18 protein-coding genes are annotated in these 21,683 nt (G+C 60.2%); 9 read left to right on the top strand and 9 right to left on the bottom strand.

Going from position 1 to position 21,683, the window contains the following annotated elements; genetic code table 11:
• Positions 1-123: 123 nt before the first annotated feature.
• Genes aroK through AC1DQM_RS20315 form a run of 6 tightly spaced genes read right to left on the bottom strand, consistent with a single transcriptional unit; the run spans position 124 to position 5,510 of the window.
• The gene (aroK, locus tag AC1DQM_RS20340; protein WP_019581860.1) at positions 124-642 is read right to left on the bottom strand and encodes a shikimate kinase AroK; all 519 of its coding nucleotides are present in this window, start codon (positions 640-642) and stop codon (positions 124-126) included.
• A gap of 4 nt (positions 643-646) precedes the next feature.
• Positions 647-2,722 carry a type IV pilus secretin PilQ gene (locus tag AC1DQM_RS20335; RefSeq protein ID WP_064615925.1) on the bottom strand — a complete coding sequence of 692 codons (2,076 nt, stop codon included), beginning with the start codon at positions 2,720-2,722 and terminating at the stop codon, positions 647-649.
• Positions 2,723-2,735: 13 nt separating this feature from the next.
• Positions 2,736-3,263, bottom strand: coding sequence for a pilus assembly protein PilP (locus AC1DQM_RS20330; RefSeq protein WP_477746748.1), 528 nt, complete (start codon positions 3,261-3,263; stop codon positions 2,736-2,738).
• The gene (pilO, locus tag AC1DQM_RS20325; protein WP_018928616.1) at positions 3,260-3,883 is read right to left on the bottom strand and encodes a type 4a pilus biogenesis protein PilO; all 624 of its coding nucleotides are present in this window, start codon (positions 3,881-3,883) and stop codon (positions 3,260-3,262) included. The genes AC1DQM_RS20330 and pilO overlap by 4 nt, the downstream gene beginning before the upstream one ends.
• The gene (locus AC1DQM_RS20320) at positions 3,880-4,446 is read right to left on the bottom strand and encodes a PilN domain-containing protein (protein WP_018928617.1); all 567 of its coding nucleotides are present in this window, start codon (positions 4,444-4,446) and stop codon (positions 3,880-3,882) included. The genes pilO and AC1DQM_RS20320 overlap by 4 nt, the downstream gene beginning before the upstream one ends.
• On the bottom strand, positions 4,446-5,510 hold the full coding sequence (locus AC1DQM_RS20315; RefSeq protein ID WP_018928618.1) for a pilus assembly protein PilM: 1,065 nt from the start codon (positions 5,508-5,510) through the stop codon (positions 4,446-4,448). The genes AC1DQM_RS20320 and AC1DQM_RS20315 overlap by 1 nt, the downstream gene beginning before the upstream one ends.
• A gap of 217 nt (positions 5,511-5,727) precedes the next feature.
• Between AC1DQM_RS20315 and AC1DQM_RS20310 the strand changes: the two genes are divergently transcribed.
• Entirely contained in the window at positions 5,728-8,166 is a 2,439-nt protein-coding gene (locus AC1DQM_RS20310) for a penicillin-binding protein 1A (RefSeq protein ID WP_477746832.1), read from the top strand.
• A 133-nt stretch (positions 8,167-8,299) separates the two neighbouring features.
• On the opposite strand, the gene AC1DQM_RS20305 is transcribed toward AC1DQM_RS20310, so the two are convergent.
• From AC1DQM_RS20305 to rpmE, 3 genes are all read right to left on the bottom strand, one after another.
• Positions 8,300-9,568, bottom strand: coding sequence for a malic enzyme-like NAD(P)-binding protein (locus tag AC1DQM_RS20305; RefSeq protein WP_018929144.1), 1,269 nt, complete (start codon positions 9,566-9,568; stop codon positions 8,300-8,302).
• Positions 9,569-9,738: 170 nt separating this feature from the next.
• Positions 9,739-10,539, bottom strand: coding sequence for a thermonuclease family protein (locus AC1DQM_RS20300; RefSeq protein ID WP_477746747.1), 801 nt, complete (start codon positions 10,537-10,539; stop codon positions 9,739-9,741).
• 35 nt (positions 10,540-10,574) lie between these two features.
• Positions 10,575-10,793, bottom strand: a complete 219-nt coding sequence (gene rpmE, locus AC1DQM_RS20295; RefSeq protein WP_018929146.1) for a 50S ribosomal protein L31 — start codon at positions 10,791-10,793, stop codon at positions 10,575-10,577.
• Between the two features lie 330 nt (positions 10,794-11,123).
• On the opposite strand from rpmE, the gene AC1DQM_RS20290 reads away from it, so the two are divergent.
• The 8 genes from AC1DQM_RS20290 (at position 11,124) to phaZ (ending at position 21,681) form a co-directional block, all read left to right on the top strand.
• Positions 11,124-13,343 (top strand): primosomal protein N', encoded by a 2,220-nt coding sequence (locus tag AC1DQM_RS20290; RefSeq protein WP_018929148.1) that lies wholly within the window; start codon positions 11,124-11,126, stop codon positions 13,341-13,343.
• A gap of 166 nt (positions 13,344-13,509) precedes the next feature.
• A complete protein-coding gene (gene argS / locus AC1DQM_RS20285; RefSeq protein ID WP_018929149.1) occupies positions 13,510-15,246 on the top strand; it encodes an arginine--tRNA ligase in 1,737 nt (578 codons plus the stop codon).
• Between the two features lies 1 nt (position 15,247).
• Positions 15,248-15,958, top strand: a complete 711-nt coding sequence (locus AC1DQM_RS20280) for an SPOR domain-containing protein (protein WP_007936813.1) — start codon at positions 15,248-15,250, stop codon at positions 15,956-15,958.
• A gap of 298 nt (positions 15,959-16,256) precedes the next feature.
• A complete protein-coding gene (gene hslV, locus AC1DQM_RS20275; RefSeq protein WP_007936812.1) occupies positions 16,257-16,787 on the top strand; it encodes an ATP-dependent protease subunit HslV in 531 nt (176 codons plus the stop codon).
• A gap of 54 nt (positions 16,788-16,841) precedes the next feature.
• Complete coding sequence (hslU, locus tag AC1DQM_RS20270; protein ID WP_477746746.1) at positions 16,842-18,182, top strand: ATP-dependent protease ATPase subunit HslU; 1,341 nt, start codon at positions 16,842-16,844, stop codon at positions 18,180-18,182.
• Between the two features lie 205 nt (positions 18,183-18,387).
• On the top strand, positions 18,388-18,768 hold the full coding sequence (locus tag AC1DQM_RS20265; RefSeq protein WP_018929151.1) for a gamma-butyrobetaine hydroxylase family protein: 381 nt from the start codon (positions 18,388-18,390) through the stop codon (positions 18,766-18,768).
• A gap of 244 nt (positions 18,769-19,012) precedes the next feature.
• A complete protein-coding gene (gene phaC / locus AC1DQM_RS20260) occupies positions 19,013-20,692 on the top strand; it encodes a class II poly(R)-hydroxyalkanoic acid synthase (RefSeq protein WP_026286647.1) in 1,680 nt (559 codons plus the stop codon).
• Between the two features lie 134 nt (positions 20,693-20,826).
• Positions 20,827-21,681, top strand: a complete 855-nt coding sequence (phaZ, locus tag AC1DQM_RS20255) for a poly(3-hydroxyalkanoate) depolymerase (RefSeq protein ID WP_086944125.1) — start codon at positions 20,827-20,829, stop codon at positions 21,679-21,681.
• The last annotated feature ends 2 nt before the right edge of the window (positions 21,682-21,683 follow it).

Genomic DNA, 21,683 nt, shown 5'->3' with positions numbered 1-21,683 from the left:
GCGTCCTGCCTTGAGTTTACGAATTCCATGGCGTCTGCTGGTGTGACGCCGTCCGGTAATCATCCGCCACAACTTTGAGCGGCTGCGACAGGACGCCGAGGATAGCGCATTTCGCCCCGTGCATTAACGGGGCGGAAGCTGCTGCAAGCGTTCGAGAATATCGAGCACCACCATCCGCGGTGGCCGCTCATCGGTTTCCACCACCAGGTCGGCGATTTCCCGATACAGCGGGTCACGGATCGCAAGCAAGTCCCGCAGGGTCTTGGCCGGATCGGCGGTACGCAGCAGTGGCCGATTGCGATCGCGAGCCGTTCGACCCACTTGCTGCTCGACAGACGCGTGCAGATAGACCACCCGACCACCGGCGTGCAGCGCCCGACGATTGGCCTCGCGCATTACCGCTCCGCCACCGGTCGCCAACACCACGCCGTCGGACGCGCACAGCTCGGCAATCATCGCCTGCTCGCGGTCACGAAAGCCCGGTTCGCCTTCTTTATCGAAAATCCACGGGATATTGGCGCCCGTGCGCAATTCAATTTCCTTATCGGAATCTTTGAACGGCAGGCGCAGCTCTTTGGCCAGCAACCGGCCGATGGTGCTTTTTCCAGCCCCCATCGGTCCAACAAGAATCAAATTTCGCACAGAATCAATGACTCACAGCAATCGCCTGATTGTTCATGATACGCGGAGTGAGAAATACCAGCAGCTCGGATTTTTTCTCCGAAACCACGTCACGCCGGAAAAGGCGGCCAAGATACGGCACATCACCGAGAAATGGCACCTTATCTACAACCTTGCTCTGAGTATTTGAGAAAACCCCACCAATCACGATGGTCTCGCCGTCGTTGACCAATACCTTGGCGTTGACCTCGTTTTTCTTGATCGGCGGTACATCCTGCACTTTGTTCAGGTAGTCCGGTTCGTCCTTGGTGACCTTGACCTCCATGATGATGCGGTTGTCCGGGGTGATCTGCGGTGTCACTTCCAGGGACAGCGAAGCCTCCTTGAACGACACTGAAGTGGCACCGCTGGAGCTGGCTTCCTGATAGGGGATTTCGGTGCCCTTGAGGATTTTCGCGGTTTCCTTGTCTGACGTGACCACCTTGGGCTGCGAGACGATTTCCCCGTTGCCGGTTTTTTCCATGGCCGTCAGCTCAAGGTCCAGCAGCACATTGTCGGTAATGAAGGCGATGCCGATCCCCGAGGTGTTGGAGGAAGTCCCAAGGTCGACGAACGGCGAGTTGGTGCTGGTGCTGCCCGGCGTGCCGACGGTGGTCGAAGAGCCGTTGACCCCGGAGCCGTTCCAATTACCCTTCTGCACCGAACCACCCCAGCGCACGCCGAGGCTTTTGTCGTAATCGACGTTGGCTTCAACGATGCGCGCCTCGATCATCACCTGACGCACTGGAATATCCAGCTGTGCAACGATGCGACGCAGCTCGTCGAGGCGGTCCTGGGTCTGGTAGGCAATGATGTTGTTGGTCCGCTCATCGACAGTGATTGAACCGCGCTCGTCGACTTTCGCCTCGGCGCTGGTCACCGACTGGAACAGCTTGGCGATATCGGCAGCCTTGGCGTAGTTGACCTGCAACAGCTCGCGACGCAGAGGCGCCAGTTCGGCGATTTGTTTCTGCGACTCCAGCTCCTGACGCTCCCGGGCGGCGATTTCATCGGCCGGCGCCACCAGCAACACATTGCCAATCTTGCGCTTATCCAGGCCTTTGGTTTTCAACACCAGGTCCAGCGCCTGATCCCACGGCACATTCTGCAGGCGCAACGTGATGCCGCCCTGCACCGTGTCACTGGCCACCAGATTGAGGTTGGTGAAATCGGCGATCAGTTGCAGCACCGAGCGCACATCGATGTCCTGGAAATTCAACGAGAGCTTTTCGCCGCTGTAGGCAAAACGTTCGGCGTTGCGTTTTTGCAAGTCATCGACAGTCATCGGCCGGATGCTGATGGTCAGTTTGTTATCGGTCTGGTAGGTCGAATAATCGAAGGCGCCGCTGGGCTCGATGCTGATGATGGCCCGGTCGCCCGTGGCGCTGGCGTTGACGAACTGCACCGGGGTAGCGAAATCCTTGACGTCGAGGCGTACGCGCAACCGCTCAGGCAATTGGGTTTTGGTGAAGCCGACGATGATCTTGCCATCGCGTTCCTGAATGTCCGGGGCAATGGATGGATCCGACAGATCGATAACCACGTTGCCTTCACCCTGGGTGCCACGCTGGAAATCCACGCCACGAATAGCCTTGCCCACGGGAGCACTGGCTCTGGCGGGTGCGGGTACCGCCGTGGCCGCGCGTGGTGCGCTGGCAATCGGTTTGGACGCCTTGTTACCGGCCGCCTGCCCGACGACCACAAACAGGTTGTTACCTTCGACACGTGCGCTATACGGAGTCAGTTGAGTCAGACCGATGATCAGCCGCGTGCGGTCCTTGGCTTCCACCACCGTGGCGCTGCGGGCATTGCCGCCGCCCAGGTCACGACTCTTGTTCGCCAGCTGGCTGGTAACTCCCGGCAAATCCAGCGCAATCCGCGCAGGCTGCTCAGTCGTATAGCCATGAGGCTGCGGTGGCGGCCCGTCGAACGACAACTTCAGCTCGACACGGTCACCAGGCAGCGCGGCGACATCCAGCGCTTTGAGGTTGGCCGCCTGTACCAACGGCGACAGAAACGCTATCCATAGCGAAATACCGAAGGTTGAGAAAATCCTGTTCATTGTTCGAGTTCCACTATGAGTGCTCTTTCAAAGGGATGGTCCGCGGCCGCTCCAGCCAGGCTCCTTCGCCATCGGGAACGATTTCGACCACATCGACTTGCGAAGCGCTGATGGCGACGATCCGTCCATCATTACGTCCCAGGTAATCGCCGACTTTCAGCCGATGCACACCGCCCGCCCCGCGCAGCAGCGCAAAGGAGCCGGAGGCATTGGAGATTGTGCCGACCATTTCAAATTGTTCGATGTTGAAGCCTTCGAGGTACTGCTTGACCCGGTTGGGGTCGGGCTTGACGTTGCGCGAGCCGTGCTTCTGGCCAGCCAGATCGACTCTGACCTGCCGGGAGAACGGACTGCGCAGGTTGGCAGCGCTGTAGGTGAATGTCGGATAAGACTGGAATGTCGGCGTTGGTTCAATCTTGCCGGGCGCTCGCAGGCGCACTTCGTTCAGGTAGGCGTCTATGTCGCTGAAACCATTGTCACCGCCACAACCGGCCAGGACGACCAGACACATCATCATCGACAGGCAACGAATCGGGTTCATTTCTGCAACCCCTTGTCGTTGTAGCGGTAGGTCTTGGCAAGGATGCTCATGCGCAACTTCGGACCGCCTTCGGGATTGGCCGGCACCAAGTCGAAATCATGCAGGGTGACGATCCGCGGCAACCCCGCCACGCCGCTGACGAAAGTGGCCAGGTCGTGATAGGCGCCGGTGACGGTGATCTGGATAGGGAGTTCGATGTAGAACTGCTGGGTGACCTCCGGCAGCAGCTTGATCTCTTCGAACTCCAGGCCACTGCCCAGGCCGGTGCGGGTGATGTCCTCCAGCAGGCCGGGCACTTCGGTGTCGCTGGGCAATTGCCGTAATAGCATGCCGAAGGAGTTCTCCATTTCCTTCATCTGCTGGGTATACAGCTCAAGATTGGCCGCCATGTGGGCTTTGGTCGCAAACTGCTCCTTGAGCGTCGACTCCTCCTCACGCTTGAGTTCCAGGTGGCTTTCCAGGTCGCTGATCAGGAAGCTATAGCCCAGAGCCATCACCAGCACCATCAGCAGAACACTCGCAAGAACCTTGATCGCCCTTGGCCAGGAACCCATGTTGTTGGTGTCCAGATCGCTGATGTCGATCTGGCGCAACCCTTCGAGCCATTCGGACAGCCTCATTTAGCCACCCCCACAATTGCCGGCTGAGTCTGACGGACGGTCAACTGAAAAATATTGGCCTGATCCAGCTGACCGGCGGTGGTCGCTTTGACTTCCGTGAGATTGGGCGCATCGAACCAGTCGGATGCATCTAGATTGCGCATCAAATCCGAAACACGATTGTTGGACTCCGCCGCGCCGGTGATGGACAAGGTCTTGCCGACCATTTTCACTTCGGTGAAATACACGCCGTCCGGCAAGGTGCGCGCCAACTGATCGAAGATCCTCCCGCTGATCGGCCGGTTGCCTTGCAGGTCCTGGATGATGCGCATGCGCTCGACGAGCTGCTGGCGACGAGCCTTCAGATCGCTGATCTGTTTGATCCGTTCGTCGACCACGGCAATCTGCTTGGCGATGTAATCGTTACGCGCGACTTGTTGATCAATGGCGCTGTTAATGACCTGGTCCGTGATCAGCAGTGCCCCCACCGACCCTGCCAGCACACCGGCCAACGCCAGCAAAAAGCGTTTGCGCCGCGCTTCGCGCAACTCTTCACGCCAGGGTAAAAGATTGATCCGTGCCATCAGTCGAAACTCCTGAGGGCCAGCCCGCAGGCGATCATCAGTGCCGGCGCATCGCTCGCCAGGGCACTGGCGTTGACCCTGCTGCTCAGGGTCATGTCGGAGAATGGGTTAGCGACCTGGGTCGGCGTACCCAGACGCTGCTCGATCAATCGATCCAGCCCTGGGACCGAGGCAGTGCCGCCGGCCAGGAGAATGTGATCGACCGAGCTGTATTGGCCGGAGGCAAAGAAAAACTGCAATGAGCGCGATACTTGTTGCACCAACGCATCCCGAAACGGCTGCAAGACCTCACTGACGTAATCGTCCGGCAAACCACCCTGTTTCTTCGCCAACCCAGCCTGCTCGACCGTCAGGCCATAACGGCGCTGGATTTCTTCCGTCAGTTGTCGGCCGCCGAACAATTGTTCGCGGGTGTAGATGATCCGCCCATTGTTCAACACGCTCAGGGTGGTCATGGTGGCGCCGATATCGACTACCGCCACGGTCAGATGCTCCTGAGAGGCGGCCAGCTGGGTTGCCAGCAAGCCGAACGCTCGCTCCAGGGCATAGGCTTCGACATCGACTACTCGCGCGGTCAGCCCGGCCAGGGCCAGGGCGGCTTCACGAACCTCGACGTTTTCCTTGCGACAGGCGGCCAGCAGCACATTGACCCGCTCGGGGTTGCGCACTGACGCGCCTTGCACTTCAAAGTCGATCGCCACTTCATCCAGCGGATACGGGATGTACTGATCGGCCTCGATCTTCAGCTGGTTTTCCATCTCGTCGTCGGAAAGACCGGCGTCCATCTCGATGGTCTTGGTGATCACCGCCGAGCCGGCGACCGCCACGGCGACGTTCCTCTGGCTGGTTTTGGCCTTGAGCAGCACGCGCGCAAGGGCCTGCCCCACGCCTTCGAGCTCGGCAATATTTTTTTCGACCACGGCACTGGCGGGCAGCGGCTCGACCGCATAGGCCTCGACCCGATAACGGTCGCCTTGGCGGCTTAACTCCAACAGCTTCACCGACGTAGAGCTGATGTCGATCCCCAGAAGCGCATTGGTTTTTTTATTGAAGAGTCCTAGCACTACCAATTCCCTATGACTATCCGTGAGTTACGGACTCTGTAATATCCATTGCGTTCAATACCCCCCGTCTTGACAGAAGCGCAAATGACGCTCCCTGCGGAAAAATGCTTATAATGCCGAGCGTTTTTCCGCTTTCACTGCAAGCGCGGGTCATTTTCTTTATAGCCTGAACCCTGATGCCTAATTCATTCTTTGCCCTGGATATCCAAAAGCCTTGATTCGTCTGCTGAAATTCTTCGGTTGGTCCATCGTCGCCGTTTTCTGCGGACTGCTCCTGGGTCTGAGCGGCGCCTTTCTTTACCTTAGCCCTGGATTGCCATCTGTGGAGGCGCTGAGAAGCATTCAGTTGCAGATTCCTTTGCGGGTGTACAGCAGCGACAACAAGCTGATCGCAGAATTTGGCGAAATGCGCCGTACGCCGATCCGTTTCGCCGACATTCCCCCCAATTTCATTAATGCGTTACTAAGTGCTGAAGACGACAATTTCGCCAACCACTACGGCGTCGATCCCAGCAGCCTGATGCGTGCCGCCACCCAGCTGGTAAAGAGCGGACACATTCAGTCCGGCGGCAGCACCATCACCATGCAGGTGGCGAAGAACTTCTTCCTGAGCAGCGAACGCAGCTTCTCGCGCAAAACCACCGAAATCCTCTTGGCCCTGCAGATCGAACGGCAGCTGACCAAGGACGAAATCCTCGAGCTGTACGTCAACAAGATTTATCTGGGCAACCGCGCCTATGGCATCGAGGCAGCGGCGCAGGTCTATTACGGCAAGTCGATTCGTGACGTCAGCCTGGCGCAGATGGCGATGATCGCCGGTCTGCCAAAAGCCCCGTCGCGCTTCAACCCGCTGGCCAACCCGGCCCGCAGCAAGGAGCGTCGCGACTGGATCCTGGGGCGCATGTACAAGCTCGGCAAGATCACCGAAGCCGACTACACCGCGGCGATCAACGAACCGCTGAACGCCAGCTATCACGTGCCGACTCCGGAAGTGAACGCACCGTACGTCGCCGAAATGGCCCGCGCCGAAATGGTCGGTCGCTATGGCAGCGATGCGTACACCGAAGGTTTCCGCGTCACCACCACGGTGCCGAGCGATTTGCAGGAAATGGCCAACAGCGCGGTTCACGAAGGCTTGATGACCTACGATCAACGGCACGGTTATCGCGGCCCCGAGTCACGCCTGCCGGGTAAAACCCGAGAGGCCTGGACCCAGGAACTGACCAAGCAGCGGACCATCAGCAGCCTGGAGCCGGCGATCGTGACCCAGGTCGACAAGAACGGCGTGCAGGTGCTGACCCGCACCGGCGAAGAACACGTTGCCTGGGACACCATGAAGTGGGCTCGTCCGTTCCTGAACACCAACAGCATGGGCGCCAATCCGAAGCAGCCGTCGGACGTCGCGCAGGTCGGCGATCTGATTCGCGTACAACGTCAGCCGGACAATTCGCTCAAATTCAGCCAGATTCCGCAGGCCCAGGGCGCACTGGTGTCCCTCGATCCGCAGAACGGTGCCATTCGTTCCCTGGTCGGCGGTTTTGCCTTCGAGCAGAGCAACTACAACCGCGCCATGCAGGCCAAGCGCCAGCCAGGTTCGAGCTTCAAGCCGTTCGTCTATAGTGCCGCCCTGGATAACGGCTACACCGCCGCCAGCCTGGTGAACGACGCACCGATCGTGTTCGTCGACGAGTACCTGGACAAGGTCTGGCGCCCGAAGAACGACACCAACACCTTCCTCGGCCCTATCCGCATGCGTGAAGCGCTCTACAAGTCGCGCAACCTGGTATCGATCCGCCTGCTGCAAGCGCTGGGCGTCGACCGCACCATCGACTACATCAGCAAGTTCGGCTTCAACAAGCAGGACCTGCCACGCAACCTGTCCCTGGCATTGGGCACCGCGACCCTGACGCCAATGGAAATCGCCACTGGCTGGAGCACCTTCGCCAACGGCGGCTACAAGATTTCCCCGTATATCATCGACAAGATTGAAAGCCGCAACGGCGACACACTGTTCGTTGCCAACCCGCCGAGCGTTCCGAAAAGCAACGTAGTCAGCGACGGCATCGCCGTGCCGGCCGCCAATACCTTCACCGTCAACGCCATCCCAGGCGAAGCGCCAGGCGCCCAGCCAGTGTCACAAGCGCCAGCGGTGGCCGAACGTATCATCGATGGTCGCACCACCTACATCCTCAACAGCATGCTTGAGGACGTGATCAAGCTCGGTACTGGCCGTCGTGCGCTGGCCTTGGGCCGCAGTGACATTGCGGGCAAGACCGGCACCACCAACGAATCCAAGGACGCCTGGTTCTCCGGCTACAACGCCGATTACGTGACCACCGTCTGGACCGGCTTCGACCAACCGGAAAGCCTGGGTAAACGCGAGTTCGGCGGCACCGTCGCCCTGCCGATCTGGATGAACTACATGGGCGCTGCCCTCAAAGGCAAGCCAGCCCATACCCAGCCGGAACCTGAAGGCATCCTTAGCCTGCGGGTCGACCCGGTCAGCGGTCGTGCAGCCACCCCAAGCACGCCTGGCGCCTACTTTGAGCTGTTCAAGGCCGAAGATACGCCACCGTCGGTGAACGAGCTGGGTAACGGAAATGTGCCGGGCAGCCCGCTACCAGCGGACGAAGCGGCGCCGATCGATTTGTTCTGATCGCCGCAACACCAAAAAGCCCCGCCTTCGAAAGAAGTGCGGGGCTTTTTATTGCCTGCCTGCAAACCACCCAGATACAAAAAAGCCCCGACTCAGAATGAGCCGGGGCCTTTGGTTGAAGCGCTACAACGGCTTAGCCGTTGAACACGTCATCCACGCTTTTCAGCGGGTAGTTCTTCGGATACGGCAGGGTCGCCACGCCGGTCTCGATTGCAGCCTTGGCCACGGCATCGGAGATCAGGGTGATCAGACGGGCATCCATTGGTTTCGGGATGATGTACTCACGACCGAATTCCAGCTTGATGCCGCCGTAGGCATCGCACACTTCCTGAGGCACTGGCAGCTTGGCCAGTTCACGCAGGGCGTTGGCAGCAGCCACTTTCATTTCTTCGTTGATGCGCTTGGCGCGAACGTCCAGGGCACCACGGAAGATGAACGGGAAGCCCAGTACGTTGTTGACCTGGTTCGGGTAGTCCGAACGGCCGGTGGCCATGATCACATCGTTGCGAGTGGCGTGCGCCAGTTCCGGGGAGATTTCCGGATCCGGGTTCGAGCATGCGAACACGATCGGGTTGGCCGCCATGGATTTCAGGCCTTCAGCGCTCAGCAGGTTCGGACCGGACAGGCCAACAAACACGTCAGCGCCTTCCAGTGCGTCAGCCAGGGTGCGCTTGTCGGTCGCGTGAGCGAAGACGGCCTTGTACTGGTTTAGGTCATCACGGCCGGAGTGGATCACACCGGTACGGTCAACCATGTAGATGTTTTCGATGTTGGCGCCCATGCTCACCAGCAATTTCATGCAGGAGATGGCGGCAGCACCGGCGCCCAGGCAGACGATCTTGGCTTCCGGCAGGGTTTTACCGGCGATTTCCAGGGCGTTGATCATGCCGGCAGCGGTCACGATCGCGGTACCGTGCTGGTCATCGTGGAATACCGGAATGTCGCACTGCTCGATCAGAGCGCGTTCGATTTCAAAGCACTCAGGTGCCTTGATGTCTTCCAGGTTGATGCCACCGAAGGTGATGGAGATACGCTTGACGGTGTCGATGAAGGCTTGCGGGCTTTCGGAGTCGACTTCGATGTCGAACACGTCGATGCCGGCGAAGCGCTTGAACAGAACACCTTTACCTTCCATCACCGGCTTGGAAGCCAATGGACCGAGGTTACCCAGGCCCAGAATCGCGGTGCCATCGGAAATGACTGCAACCAGGTTGCCTTTGCCGGTGTATTTGTAGGCCAGTTCAGGATCGCGGGCGATTTCGCGTACTGGTTCGGCTACGCCGGGGCTGTAGGCCAGCGACAGGTCGCGGGCGGTAGCAGTGGCCTTGGTGAGCTCGACACTCAGCTTCCCTGGACGAGGATTGGCGTGATATTCGAGAGCGGCAGTTTTCAAATCAGACATGTGGGCATTCCGCTTTTTACTGTTGGACAGACGGACCGCCGAGGATACTCGTGTCGCAAAGTCCCCACAAGACTGACCAGTCACCCCTGTCAAGCGCCCTGCCCTACGACTTTGGGCCAAGAGCCACGGAATACAAGGGATAGACTGTTCACAATCTACAGAATAAATGTCTACAATTTTTCTTGCGGCGCGACCTGCAACATCGCCGGATCGGTCAGCGGCAAAAGCCAGCGTGCCTGCCCGGGCTTCAGCCCGCCACGGCGCGAACGATCCACGACCCAGCCACGAGCCTCGATTTGCTTGCCTTTGAGCTTCTCAAGCGACGCGTCATCGAATTTCCCCAGCAAATTGGGTGCAACCCGCAATACAACTGAATCCTGCAACTCGATCCAAACCCCGCCGCGATTGCGCTGAACCTTGCTCACACGACCACTGAGCACGGCGAAGCCGGACGCGTTGATCTGCTCCGCTTTCAGTACAGGTGACTGTCGCCACAGCCCGAGACCGGCCTGACGAGCACTGCGTTCCGCCGCCTGCTGGCAGCCGACCAAATCGACGTTCGGCGCTACCGCGACCTGAAAACCGAGACCTTCAGCAAGCATCTGCGCTTCGAGGTTGGCGCCATCGACGCTGTAGACATGGGCCAGCGTGCGGCCGTAATGGTCCTTGCCTTCTTTACCCGGCAGCAAACCGACCCGCCCGTCGCTGGCGGCCACCAGGGCTTCCAGGCGTTTGCGCGCGGCCTCGGCGAACGGCTCGTCGGAACGCCCCTGCTTGCCCAGCTCCGGCGTGTTCAAACCGATCATGCGCACACTGCGCCCATCGCTCAGACGCAAGGTGTCGCCATCCACCACCCGCTGGACTGCGACCGGCGTCAGCCCGCTCGGCGCCGGGCAGAAGGCCTGGGCAGCGGAAAGCCAAATCGCAGACATAAAAAAGGCGCCCGCGAGGGACGCCTTTTTTATCAGCATGGAAAAACCGTAACGGCTTCCCAAGTTGATCGGCCTTAGGCCTTTTTCGCGCCGAAAGCACCGAAACGGTCTGCGAAACGCTGAACGCGGCCGCCAGTGTCCAGAGTCTTTTGCTTACCGGTGTAGAACGGGTGGCATTCGTTGCAAACGTCGATCGCCAGGGCTTTGCCGTAGGTCGAACGGGTTTCGAACTTGTTGCCGCAGCTGCAGGTAACAGCAACTGCTGGGTATTCTGGATGGATATCAGCTTTCATGGTGTCTTCCTCAGGCTAGCGTGCCGCCACCCAACACTATTGTTGAATACCGCACGTAATTAGGCCGCGGATTCTACCAGACCTTTGCAAACACGCAAGCTGTCGTGGGTGCCCTCCATCAGGAAAGACTGTTCAATGTTGACGGCGTCTTTTAACGCCATGCTGCGTTGCTACTCCTCCCCATAGCGCGCTATGAGTCGTCGTAGCGCCTTGCCTGGCATTAAAATCCACTCGTCAACACTTGAACGCTTTCCTGATGGAGGACACAAATCCGACCGTCTGCTAGGCTCCCGGCCTTCTTCATCACCCCTTCACCGAGTAAACAATCGCGTGCCCAACGCCATTCTGCGCCTCGCCCTGCCTTCGCCCCTGCGCCGCCTGTTCGACTATCGCGCCCCGGCTGGAGTCCTGCGCGCCCAGTTACACCCGGGCATGCGTTTGCGGGTGCCGTTCGGCCGGCGGGAGATGATCGGAATTCTGGTGGAGATCACCGACCACAGCGAAGTCCCGACAGAAAAGCTCAAACCGGCGCTGGCCCTGCTCGATGCCGTACCGCCGCTGCCACCCGCGCTGTTCAAGCTGTGCCTGTGGACGTCCCAGTATTATCAGCACAGCCTCGGTGACACGTTGAGCTGGGCGCTGCCGGTGTTGCTGCGTCAGGGTGAACTGGCCGAAGCCCGTCAGGAGCGGTTCTGGTCCGCCGCGCCCGGCGCCAGCCTCGATGACCCGCGCATCGCCCGCGCCCCGAGGCAGCGCGAAGCCCTGGCGACCCTGGCGCAACATCCCCATGGCGTCGCCCATCAGTTGCTGAGCAAACTGATGCTGAGCAAGGACAGCCTCGATCTGTTGCTGGCCAAGGATCTGGTGCAGGTAGACATCCGCAGGCACGCGCCCGGCGCTCGCCACGAACACTGGCTGGCACAACCGGAATTGCCGCTCAACCCGGAGCAGCGCGCCGCTTATGAAGCGATTCGCGCCGGGTTCGACAGTTATCACGCGTTCCTGCTGGCCGGCGTCACCGGCAGCGGCAAGACCGAAGTCTATTTGCAACTGATCCGCGAAACCCTCGAGGCCGGCAAGCAAGCCCTGGTGCTGATCCCGGAGATCAACCTCGGCCCGCAAACCCTGGCGCGCTTCGAACAGCGCTTCAATGCACGCATCGCACTGATCCACTCCGCCGTCAACGACCGCGAGCGCCTGGACGCCTGGCTGGCCGCCCGGGATGGCGAAGCCGACATTATTATCGGCACCCGTTCGGCGCTGTTCACGCCGATGAAGAACCCCGGCCTGATCATCATCGATGAAGAGCACGACGGCTCCTATAAACAGCAGGAAGGCTTGCGCTACCACGCCCGCGACCTGGCGCTGGTTCGCGCCCGGCAGGAAAACATCCCGATTGTCCTCGGCTCCGCCACGCCTTCGCTGGAAAGCCTGCAAAACGCCTACACCGGTCGTTACGGCCTGCTGCGCCTGAATGAGCGCGCCGGTGGTGCCAAGCAACCGCGCTTCCTGCGCCTGGACGTGAAAAGTCGTCCACTGGACAGCGGCATTTCCGGGCCGATGCAGCAAGCCATCGGTCAGACCCTGGCCGCCGGCCAGCAGGTGCTGGTGTTCCTCAACCGTCGAGGGTTCGCCCCGACACTGCTCTGCCACGATTGCGGCTGGATGTCCGAATGCCAGCGTTGCGACGCGCGAATGACCGTGCACCAGCGCTCGGGCGAATTGCGTTGCCATCATTGTGGCTACGTCGAGCGCGTGCCTCGGCATTGCCCGAAGTGCGGCAAGGTCGATTTGCGGCCCGTGGGCGCCGGTACCGAGCGTGCCGAGGAACGCTTGGGGATTCTGTTTCCGGACGTCCCGGTGCTGCGGGTCGACCGCGACAGTACTTCACGCAAAGACGCGATGAATCAGTTGTTCGCGACCATCCAGAAAGGCCAGCCGTGCATTCTGGTCGGCACACAGATGCTTGCCAAAGGGCACCACTTCCCTCGGGTGACCCTGGTGTCGATTCTCGATGCCGACGGCGGGTTGTTCTCTGGCGACTTCCGCGCCAGCGAGCGCATGGCGCAGTTGATCGTGCAGGTCGCCGGGCGCGCGGGGCGGGCCGAAGAACCGGGCAAAGTGATTATCCAGACGCACCTGGCGGACCACCCGCTGCTGGTGCAACTGACCGAACAGGGCTACTTCGCCTTCGCCGAACAGGCGCTGAGCGAGCGCCGCTCCGCCGGGTTGCCGCCATTTGCGCATCTCGCGCTGCTGCGGGCCGAAGCGCACAAACCGGGGCAGGCCGAAGGGTTCCTCGATGAAGCGTGCAGTGAGGCCGAACGACTGCTGACCGAACAGCATCTGACCGGCATCGAGTTGCTGGGGCCGGTTCCGGCACCGATGGAGCGCCGAGCCGGGCGCTATCGCGCACAGTTATTGCTGCAAGCCACGGCCCGGGCGCCACTGCATCGATTGTTGAGCAGTTGGTTGCTGGCTTTGGAGCAGATGCCCAGTGGGCGGGCAGTGCGTTGGTCTTTGGATGTCGACCCTGTGGATTTGTATTGATTGGAAGGTTGCTTTCGCGAGCAAGCCCGCGATAGCGGTCGAATAGTCACCACATATCCATAACCTGCCCGCTATAGTTGGCAAGCCCGTCTTCGCAACGGATAATGCCCAGTTTTTCCACTAGCGCACTGAAGCGCCGCCGCGCCTGCGGTCGAAAGAGAAGACCATGAAAGACACCATTCGCCAGCTGATCCAACAAGCCATCACCCAACTCGTCAACGAAGGTGTGTTGCCTGAAGGCCTGTCGCCGGCGATCCAGGTGGAAAACTCCCGTGACAAGACTCACGGCGACTTCGCCAGCAACATCGCGATGATGCTGGCCAAACCGGCCGGCATGAAGCCCCGTGACCTGGCCGAGAAAATCATCGCCGCGCTGCCGGCTGACGAAAACGTCTCCAAAGCCGAAATTGCCGGTCCTGGCTTCCTGAACTTCTTCCAGAACACCCAAGCCCTGGCGACCCGCCTGGACGCGGCCCTGGCCGACGACCACATCGGCGTACGCAAGGCCGGCCCGGTGCAGCGCACCGTGGTTGACCTGTCGGCCCCGAACCTGGCCAAAGAGATGCACGTCGGCCACTTGCGCTCGACCATCATCGGCGACGGCGTGGCCCGGGTGCTGGAGTTCCTCGGCGACACCGTGATCCGTCAGAACCATGTCGGCGACTGGGGCACCCAGTTCGGCATGCTGATGGCTTATCTGCAGGAAAATCCGATCACCAGCGACGAACTGTCGGACCTGGAAAACTTCTACCGCGCCGCCAAACAGCGCTTCGACGAGTCCGAAGAGTTCGCCGACCGCGCCCGTGGCCTGGTGGTCAAGCTGCAAGCCGGCGACCCGGATTGCCTGGCCCTGTGGACCAAGTTCAAGGACATCTCGCTGTCCCACTGCCAGAAAATCTACGAACTGCTGAACGTCAAACTGACCATGGCCGACGTGATGGGTGAAAGCGCCTACAACGACGACCTGATCAACGTGGTCAACGACCTCAAGGCCAAGGGCATGCTGGTCGAGAGCAACGGCGCTCAATGCGTGTTCCTCGACGAGTTCAAGAACGCCGAGGGCGAACCGCTGCCAGTGATCATCGTCAAGGCCGATGGCGGCTACCTCTATGCCACCACCGACCTGGCGGCCGTGCGCTACCGCAGCGGCGTGCTGAAAGCCGATCGCGCGCTGTACTTCGTTGACCAGCGCCAGGCCCTGCACTTCCAGCAGGTGTTCGCCGTCGCCCGCAAGGCCGGCTTCGTGACCCATCCGATGGAAATGGAACACATGGGCTTCGGCACCATGAACGGCGCCGATGGCCGCCCGTTCAAGACCCGTGACGGCGGCACCGTGAAGCTGATCGACCTGCTGACCGAGGCCCAGGAACGCGCCTACACGCTGGTGAAGGAGAAGAACCCGGAGTTGGCCGAAGACGAGTTGCGCAACATCGCCAAGGTCGTGGGCATTGGCGCGGTGAAGTACGCCGACCTGTCCAAGCACCGCACCAGCGACTACAGCTTCAACTTCGACCTGATGCTGAACTTCGAAGGCAACACCGCACCGTACCTGCTGTACGCCTACACCCGAGTGGCCGGCGTGTTCCGCAAGCTTGGCAAGGACTTCAGCGAAGTCGAAGGGCAAATCGTCCTCGAAGCGCCGCACGAACATGAGCTGGCGGCGAAACTGGCGCAGTTCGGCGAAATCCTGAATAACGTGTCCGACAAAGGCACGCCGCACATTCTCTGCACCTACCTGTACGATGTTGCCGGCCTGTTCTCCAGTTTCTATGAGAACTGCCCGATCCTCGGCGCCGATACCCCGGCGCAAATGCAGAGCCGTCTGCGCCTTGCTGCGTTGACCGGCCGCACTCTCAAGCAAGGCCTGGAACTCTTGGGTCTGGAAACTCTGGAGCGTATGTAAGTTGGCTGCCAAGAAAAAACCTGCACCCAAGCGTGGCGCCAGCCGTTACCAAGCTCCTGCAAAGCAACCGATCCCGGGCTGGCTGTGGATGGCCATCGGCCTGACGGTCGGCGCGTTCATTGTGTTCCTGATGAAGCTGGAGCCGGGCAAGGGCAGTGACAGCGTCAAGCGCGAGAAGGTCGAGCAACAGCAGAAAGCGACCAAGATCGCCGAAGCCAACAAGACCCCGCCGAGCCCGACGCAACCGGTGAAGCCGAAGTACGACTTCTACACCTTGCTGCCGGAATCGGAAGTGATCGTGCCGCCGGATGCGGTACCGGAGAAAACCCTGCCGACGCCACAGGTGCCGGCCGTGCCGACCACGCCGGTGACGCCTGCGGAAGCGGCGAAGATCGACACCGCCCGGGCTCAGGCGGCATTGGCCGGCATCACTCCGCCGCCAGCGCCACCGGTGGCTAAAGCGGCGCCGGTGACCAAGTTCTTCCTGCAGGCCGGTTCGTTCCGCAAACAAGCCGATGCCGACAAGGTTCGGGCGCAGATCATCCTGCTGGGTCAGGCCGTGGCGGTTGAATCCGGCACGGTGAAGGACGAGACCTGGTACCGGGTGCTGGTCGGCCCGTTCAGCAACCGCGAACAACTGACCACCGCCCAGAAACAATTGGCGGGCAGTGGCTTCAGTAACCTGTTGTTACAACAACGCCAGAGCCGCTGATCCCACTTTACAGTCAGAAGCAATCTGCTTTTGTGGCAAGGGAGCTTGCTCCCGTTCGGCTGCGAAGCGGCCCTAAAATCGACCGCCAAGGTCTGTCTGGCCAACCGCGGCGACCGACTTTAGGGCCGCTTCGCGCCCCAACGGGGGCAAGCCCCCTCGCCACAGGGATTCACTTGCACCCGCCTTCGCAAATGACACACCGCTCGTCCCCCGCCGCGTCCTACAGTTGAAAAACGCTCCACCACCCCCATATGAGTTGGCATAAGGCATTTTCGCCCCGCTGCGTGGAGACTCTCCCTTGACCACCATCGTTTCAGTTCGCCGCCACGGCAAAGTCGTCATGGGCGGCGACGGCCAGGTTTCGCTCGGCAATACCGTGATGAAAGGCAACGCGAAGAAAGTTCGCCGCCTGTACCACGGTCAGGTTATCGCCGGTTTTGCCGGGGCTACCGCTGACGCCTTCACCCTCTTCGAACGTTTCGAAGGCCAACTCGAAAAACATCAGGGCCACCTGGTTCGCGCCGCTGTCGAACTCGCCAAAGAATGGCGCACTGACCGCTCCCTCAGCCGCCTCGAAGCCATGCTCGCGGTCGCCAACAAGGATGCCTCCCTGATCATCACCGGCAACGGTGACGTGGTTGAGCCTGAAGAAGGCCTGATCGCCATGGGTTCCGGCGGCGGCTACGCCCAGGCTGCGGCCAGCGCGCTGTTGAAAAAGACCGACCTGTCGGCCCGGGAAATCGTCGAAACCGCTTTGGGCATCGCTGGCGACATCTGCGTGTTCACCAACCACAACATCACCATCGAGGAGCAGGATCTCGCTGAGTAAGCCTGTCTTGGCCTAGCGCCACGGCTCACTTTTGCTTGAGGACCGCCAATTACTATGCCCATGACCCCCCGTGAAATCGTCCACGAACTCAATCGCCATATCATCGGCCAGGACGATGCCAAACGCGCCGTCGCCATTGCCTTGCGCAACCGCTGGCGCCGGATGCAGCTGCCCGAAGAGCTGCGCGTCGAAGTCACCCCCAAGAACATTCTGATGATCGGCCCGACCGGCGTCGGTAAAACCGAGATCGCCCGTCGCCTGGCCAAACTCGCCAACGCTCCGTTCATCAAAGTCGAAGCGACCAAATTCACCGAAGTGGGTTATGTCGGCCGCGACGTCGAATCGATCATTCGTGATCTGGCGGACGCGGCGATCAAGCTGCTGCGCGAACAGGAAATGACCAAGGTTCGCCACCGCGCCGAAGACGCCGCCGAAGAACGCATCCTCGACGCCTTGCTGCCACCGGCACGCATGGGTTTCAGCAACGAAGACGCCGCCCCGGCCCAGGACTCCAACACCCGCCAGCTGTTCCGCAAACGCCTGCGTGAAGGTCAGCTGGACGACAAGGAGATCGAAATCGAAGTGGCCGAAATCACCGGCGTCGATATCTCCGCGCCACCGGGCATGGAAGAAATGACCAACCAGCTGCAAAGCCTGTTTGCCAACATGGGCAAGGGCAAGCGCAAGAACCGCAAGCTCAAGGTCAAGGAAGCGCTGAAACTGGTTCGCGACGAAGAAGCCGGTCGCCTGGTCAACGAAGAAGAATTGAAGGCCAAGGCGCTGGAAGCTGTCGAACAGCACGGCATCGTGTTCATCGACGAAATCGACAAGGTCGCCAAGCGCGGCAATACCGGTGGCGTCGACGTGTCCCGTGAAGGCGTACAGCGCGACTTGCTGCCGCTGATCGAAGGCTGCACCGTCAACACCAAGCTGGGCATGGTCAAGACCGACCACATCCTGTTCATCGCCTCCGGTGCGTTCCACCTGAGCAAGCCGAGTGATCTGGTGCCGGAGCTGCAAGGTCGCCTGCCGATTCGGGTCGAACTCAAGGCCCTGAGCCCGGAAGATTTCGAACGCATCCTAAGCGAGCCGCATGCATCGCTCACCGAGCAGTATTGCGCGCTGCTGAAAACCGAAGGCCTGCTCATCGAATTCCAGCCCGATGGCATCAAGCGCATTGCCGAGATCGCCTGGCAGGTCAATGAGAAGACCGAGAACATCGGTGCCCGTCGCCTGCACACCCTGCTCGAGCGCCTGCTCGAAGAGGTGTCGTTCAGCGCCGGCGATCTGGCCAGCACCCACGAGGAAAAGCCAATCCTGATCGATGCCGATTACGTCAACAGCCACTTGGGCGAATTGGCACAGAACGAAGACCTGTCCCGTTATATCCTGTAGGTCTCATTCTGTGTGAGCGGGCTTCCGTGGCGAGGGAGCTTGCTCCCGCTGGGTCGCGAAGCGGCCCCAAAGTCGGTGAATGCGGTTTATCTACAAGACCTCATTCGCCGGATTTACGACTGCTACGCAGCCGAGCGGGAGCAAGCTCCCTCGCCACAGATCACCCGCCGACACAGGGCCTTCATACAGACGGAAGATCGGCCCCATGACGACCCAACTCCCCACCGACATCAAACTGCACAAAGCCTCGAAAACCCTGACGCTCAAATACGCGTCCGGCGAGGAGTATCACCTGCCCGCAGAATTCCTTCGCGTGCACTCTCCTTCCGCCGAGGTCCAGGGCCACGGCAAACCTATCCTGCAATTTGGCAAGATCGGCGTAGGCCTGAGCAAGGTAGAACCGGCCGGTCAGTACGCACTGAAATTGACCTTCGACGACGGCCACGACAGCGGACTGTTCACCTGGGAATATCTGTACCAGTTGGCGGTGCGCCAAGAGGATCTGTGGAACGATTATCTTGCCGAACTCAAAGCGGCTGGAAAGACCCGTGATCCGAACGAGTCGGTCGTCAAGCTGATGCTCTAGGTCAGGCCTCGGGGTATGTTAGAGGGCATTTTCTAATTCCATCTGTTTGAATGCTTGGCTGCCGGGCCAATGATTGGCCCGCTTGCGAAAAAAATTAAACTCGGGTAACCAATGGAGCTGGCAAGTTCCGTGCATTTGTAGCTATGCGCAATTAACGGTCACCCCGAGCAGTAGTACCTGGCGTTTGCTGTGTGACTACACAGCTGGGCTCAGGTACTCGCCTCAGGACAATGGAGCGTCGTAGATGAGTAACAAGCAAAACGATGACCTGAAATTCCAGGCTTCAGAAAATACCTTGGGACTGAATCCTGTTGTTGGGCTGCGTAGAAAGGATCTACTGGGCTCTGCCCGAATGGTGCTGACCCAGGCCATCAGACAACCCATCCACAGTGCCAGGCACGTCGCCCATTTCGGCATCGAACTCAAGAACGTGCTGTTCGGAAAATCCGAGCTTCAACCGCAAAGCGACGACCGCCGTTTCCTCGACCCGGCCTGGAGCCAGAACCCTCTCTACAAACGTTATTTGCAAACTTATCTGGCGTGGCGCAAGGAGCTCCATACCTGGATCGATAAGAGCAATCTCTCGCCCAAGGACGTTGCTCGCGGGCATTTCGTGATCAACCTCATGACCGAAGCCATGGCCCCGACCAACACGGCAGCCAACCCGGCGGCGGTCAAACGCTTCTTCGAAACCGGCGGCAAAAGCCTGCTCGACGGCCTCTCCCATCTGGCCAAGGATCTGATCCACAACGGCGGGATGCCGAGCCAGGTCAACATGGGCGCGTTTGAAGTCGGCAAGAGCCTGGGCGTGACCGAAGGCGCGGTGGTCTTTCGCAACGACGTGCTGGAGCTGATCCAGTACAAGCCGATCACCGAGCAAGTGCATGAACGCCCACTGCTGGTGGTGCCGCCGCAAATCAACAAGTTCTATGTTTTCGACCTCAGCCCGGACAAGAGCCTGGCGCGCTTCTGCCTGCGCAACAACATGCAGACGTTCATCGTCAGCTGGCGCAACCCGACCAAGGAACAACGCGAGTGGGGTCTGTCGACCTACATCGAAGCGCTCAAGGAAGCGGTCGACGTGGTCACCGCGATCACCGGCAGCAAAGACGTGAACATGCTCGGTGCCTGCTCCGGCGGCATTACCTGCACCGCGCTGCTGGGTCATTACGCAGCGATCGGCGAGAAGAAAGTAAACGCCCTGACGCTGCTGGTCAGCGTGCTCGACACCACCCTCGACAGCGACGTGGCCCTGTTCGTCGACGAGCAGACCCTCGAAGCCGCCAAGCGCCATTCCTATCAGGCCGGCGTGCTGGAAGGTCGCGACATGGCGAAAGTCTTCGCCTGGATGCGCCCCAACGACCTGATCTGGAACTACTGGGTCAACAACTACCTGTTGGGCAACGAGCCACCGGTGTTCGACATTCTGTTCTGGAACAACGACACCACTCGCCTGCCGGCCGCTTTCCACGGCGACCTGATCGAGATGTTCAAAAACAACCCACTGATCCGTCCCAACGCACTGGAAGTGTGCGGCACACCGATCGACCTCAAACAGGTCGACGCCGACATCTTTTCCCTGGCTGGCACCAACGATCACATCACTCCGTGGAAGTCCTGCTACAAGTCGGCACAGCTGTTCGGCGGCAAGGTCGAGTTCGTGCTGTCCAGCAGCGGACATATCCAGAGCATTCTGAACCCGCCGGGCAATCCGAAAGCACGCTACATGACCAGCACTGACATGCCGGTCAAGGCCGAGGACTGGATGGAAAATTCCACCAAGCACACCGACTCCTGGTGGTTGCATTGGCAGGCATGGCAGGCCGAACGCTCGGGCAAACTGAAAAAGTCCCCCGCCAACCTTGGCAACAAGGCCTATCCCGCGGGTGAAGCGTCGCCAGGCACGTATGTGCACGAACGTTGAGCTTCAAACAACTCGCAGTCCGCGGCACTGGGAGGTGCCGCGATTGTCATTAATCAGCCTCGAGGCCAGCCTCGAACATTCTGCGACGGCCCGGGATGGCCCGATCAGCGTTTAAAACCTACAGGGCTTCGTGCATGCCGCAACCGTTCGTATTTCGTACCGTCAACCTGGATGGGCAAACCCTCCGCACCGCGGTACGCCCCGGCAAGCCTCACTTGACGCCCTTGCTGATTTTCAACGGCATCGGCGCCAACCTGGAGCTGATATTTCCGTTCGTCCAGGCGCTGGATCCGGACCTGGAAGTCATCGCCTTCGATGTACCCGGTGTCGGCGGCTCATCCACTCCCAGCCGGCCGTATCGCTTTTCGGGCCTGGCGAAACTGACGGCGCGAATGCTCGACTATCTCGATTACGGGCAGGTCAATGTGATCGGCGTGTCATGGGGTGGCGCCCTGGCGCAGCAATTTGCCTATGACTATCCCGAGCGCTGCAAGAAGCTGGTGCTGGCAGCCACGGCGGCCGGCACAGTGATGGTACCGGGTAAACCGAAAGTGCTGTGGATGATGGCCAGCCCACGACGCTACATCCAGCCGTCCCATGTGATTCGCATCGCGCCGATGATCTATGGCGGCTCGTTCCGTCGCGATCCAACCCTGGCGGCCAGTCACGCCGCGCGGGTTCGCTCGGCAGGCAAACTGGGCTACTACTGGCAGCTGTTCGCCGGGTTTGGCTGGACCAGCATTCACTGGCTGCACAAGATCCAACAGCCGACCCTGGTGCTGGCCGGCGACGACGACCCACTGATCCCGCTGATCAATATGCGCATGCTGGCCTGGCGAATTCCCAATGCCCAATTGCACATCATCGACGACGGGCATCTGTTCTTGATTACCCGGGCCGAAGCGGTGGCACCGATCATCATGAAGTTTCTCGAAGAGGAACGTCAGCGCGCTGTGATGCATCCGCATCCGGCGCCATCGGGCAGTTGACC

The sequence above is a fragment of the Pseudomonas sp. 01L34 genome (assembly GCF_056400265.1).
Note: the sequence above shows the minus strand (reverse complement) of the source record. Positions and strands in the feature narration are given on the sequence as shown.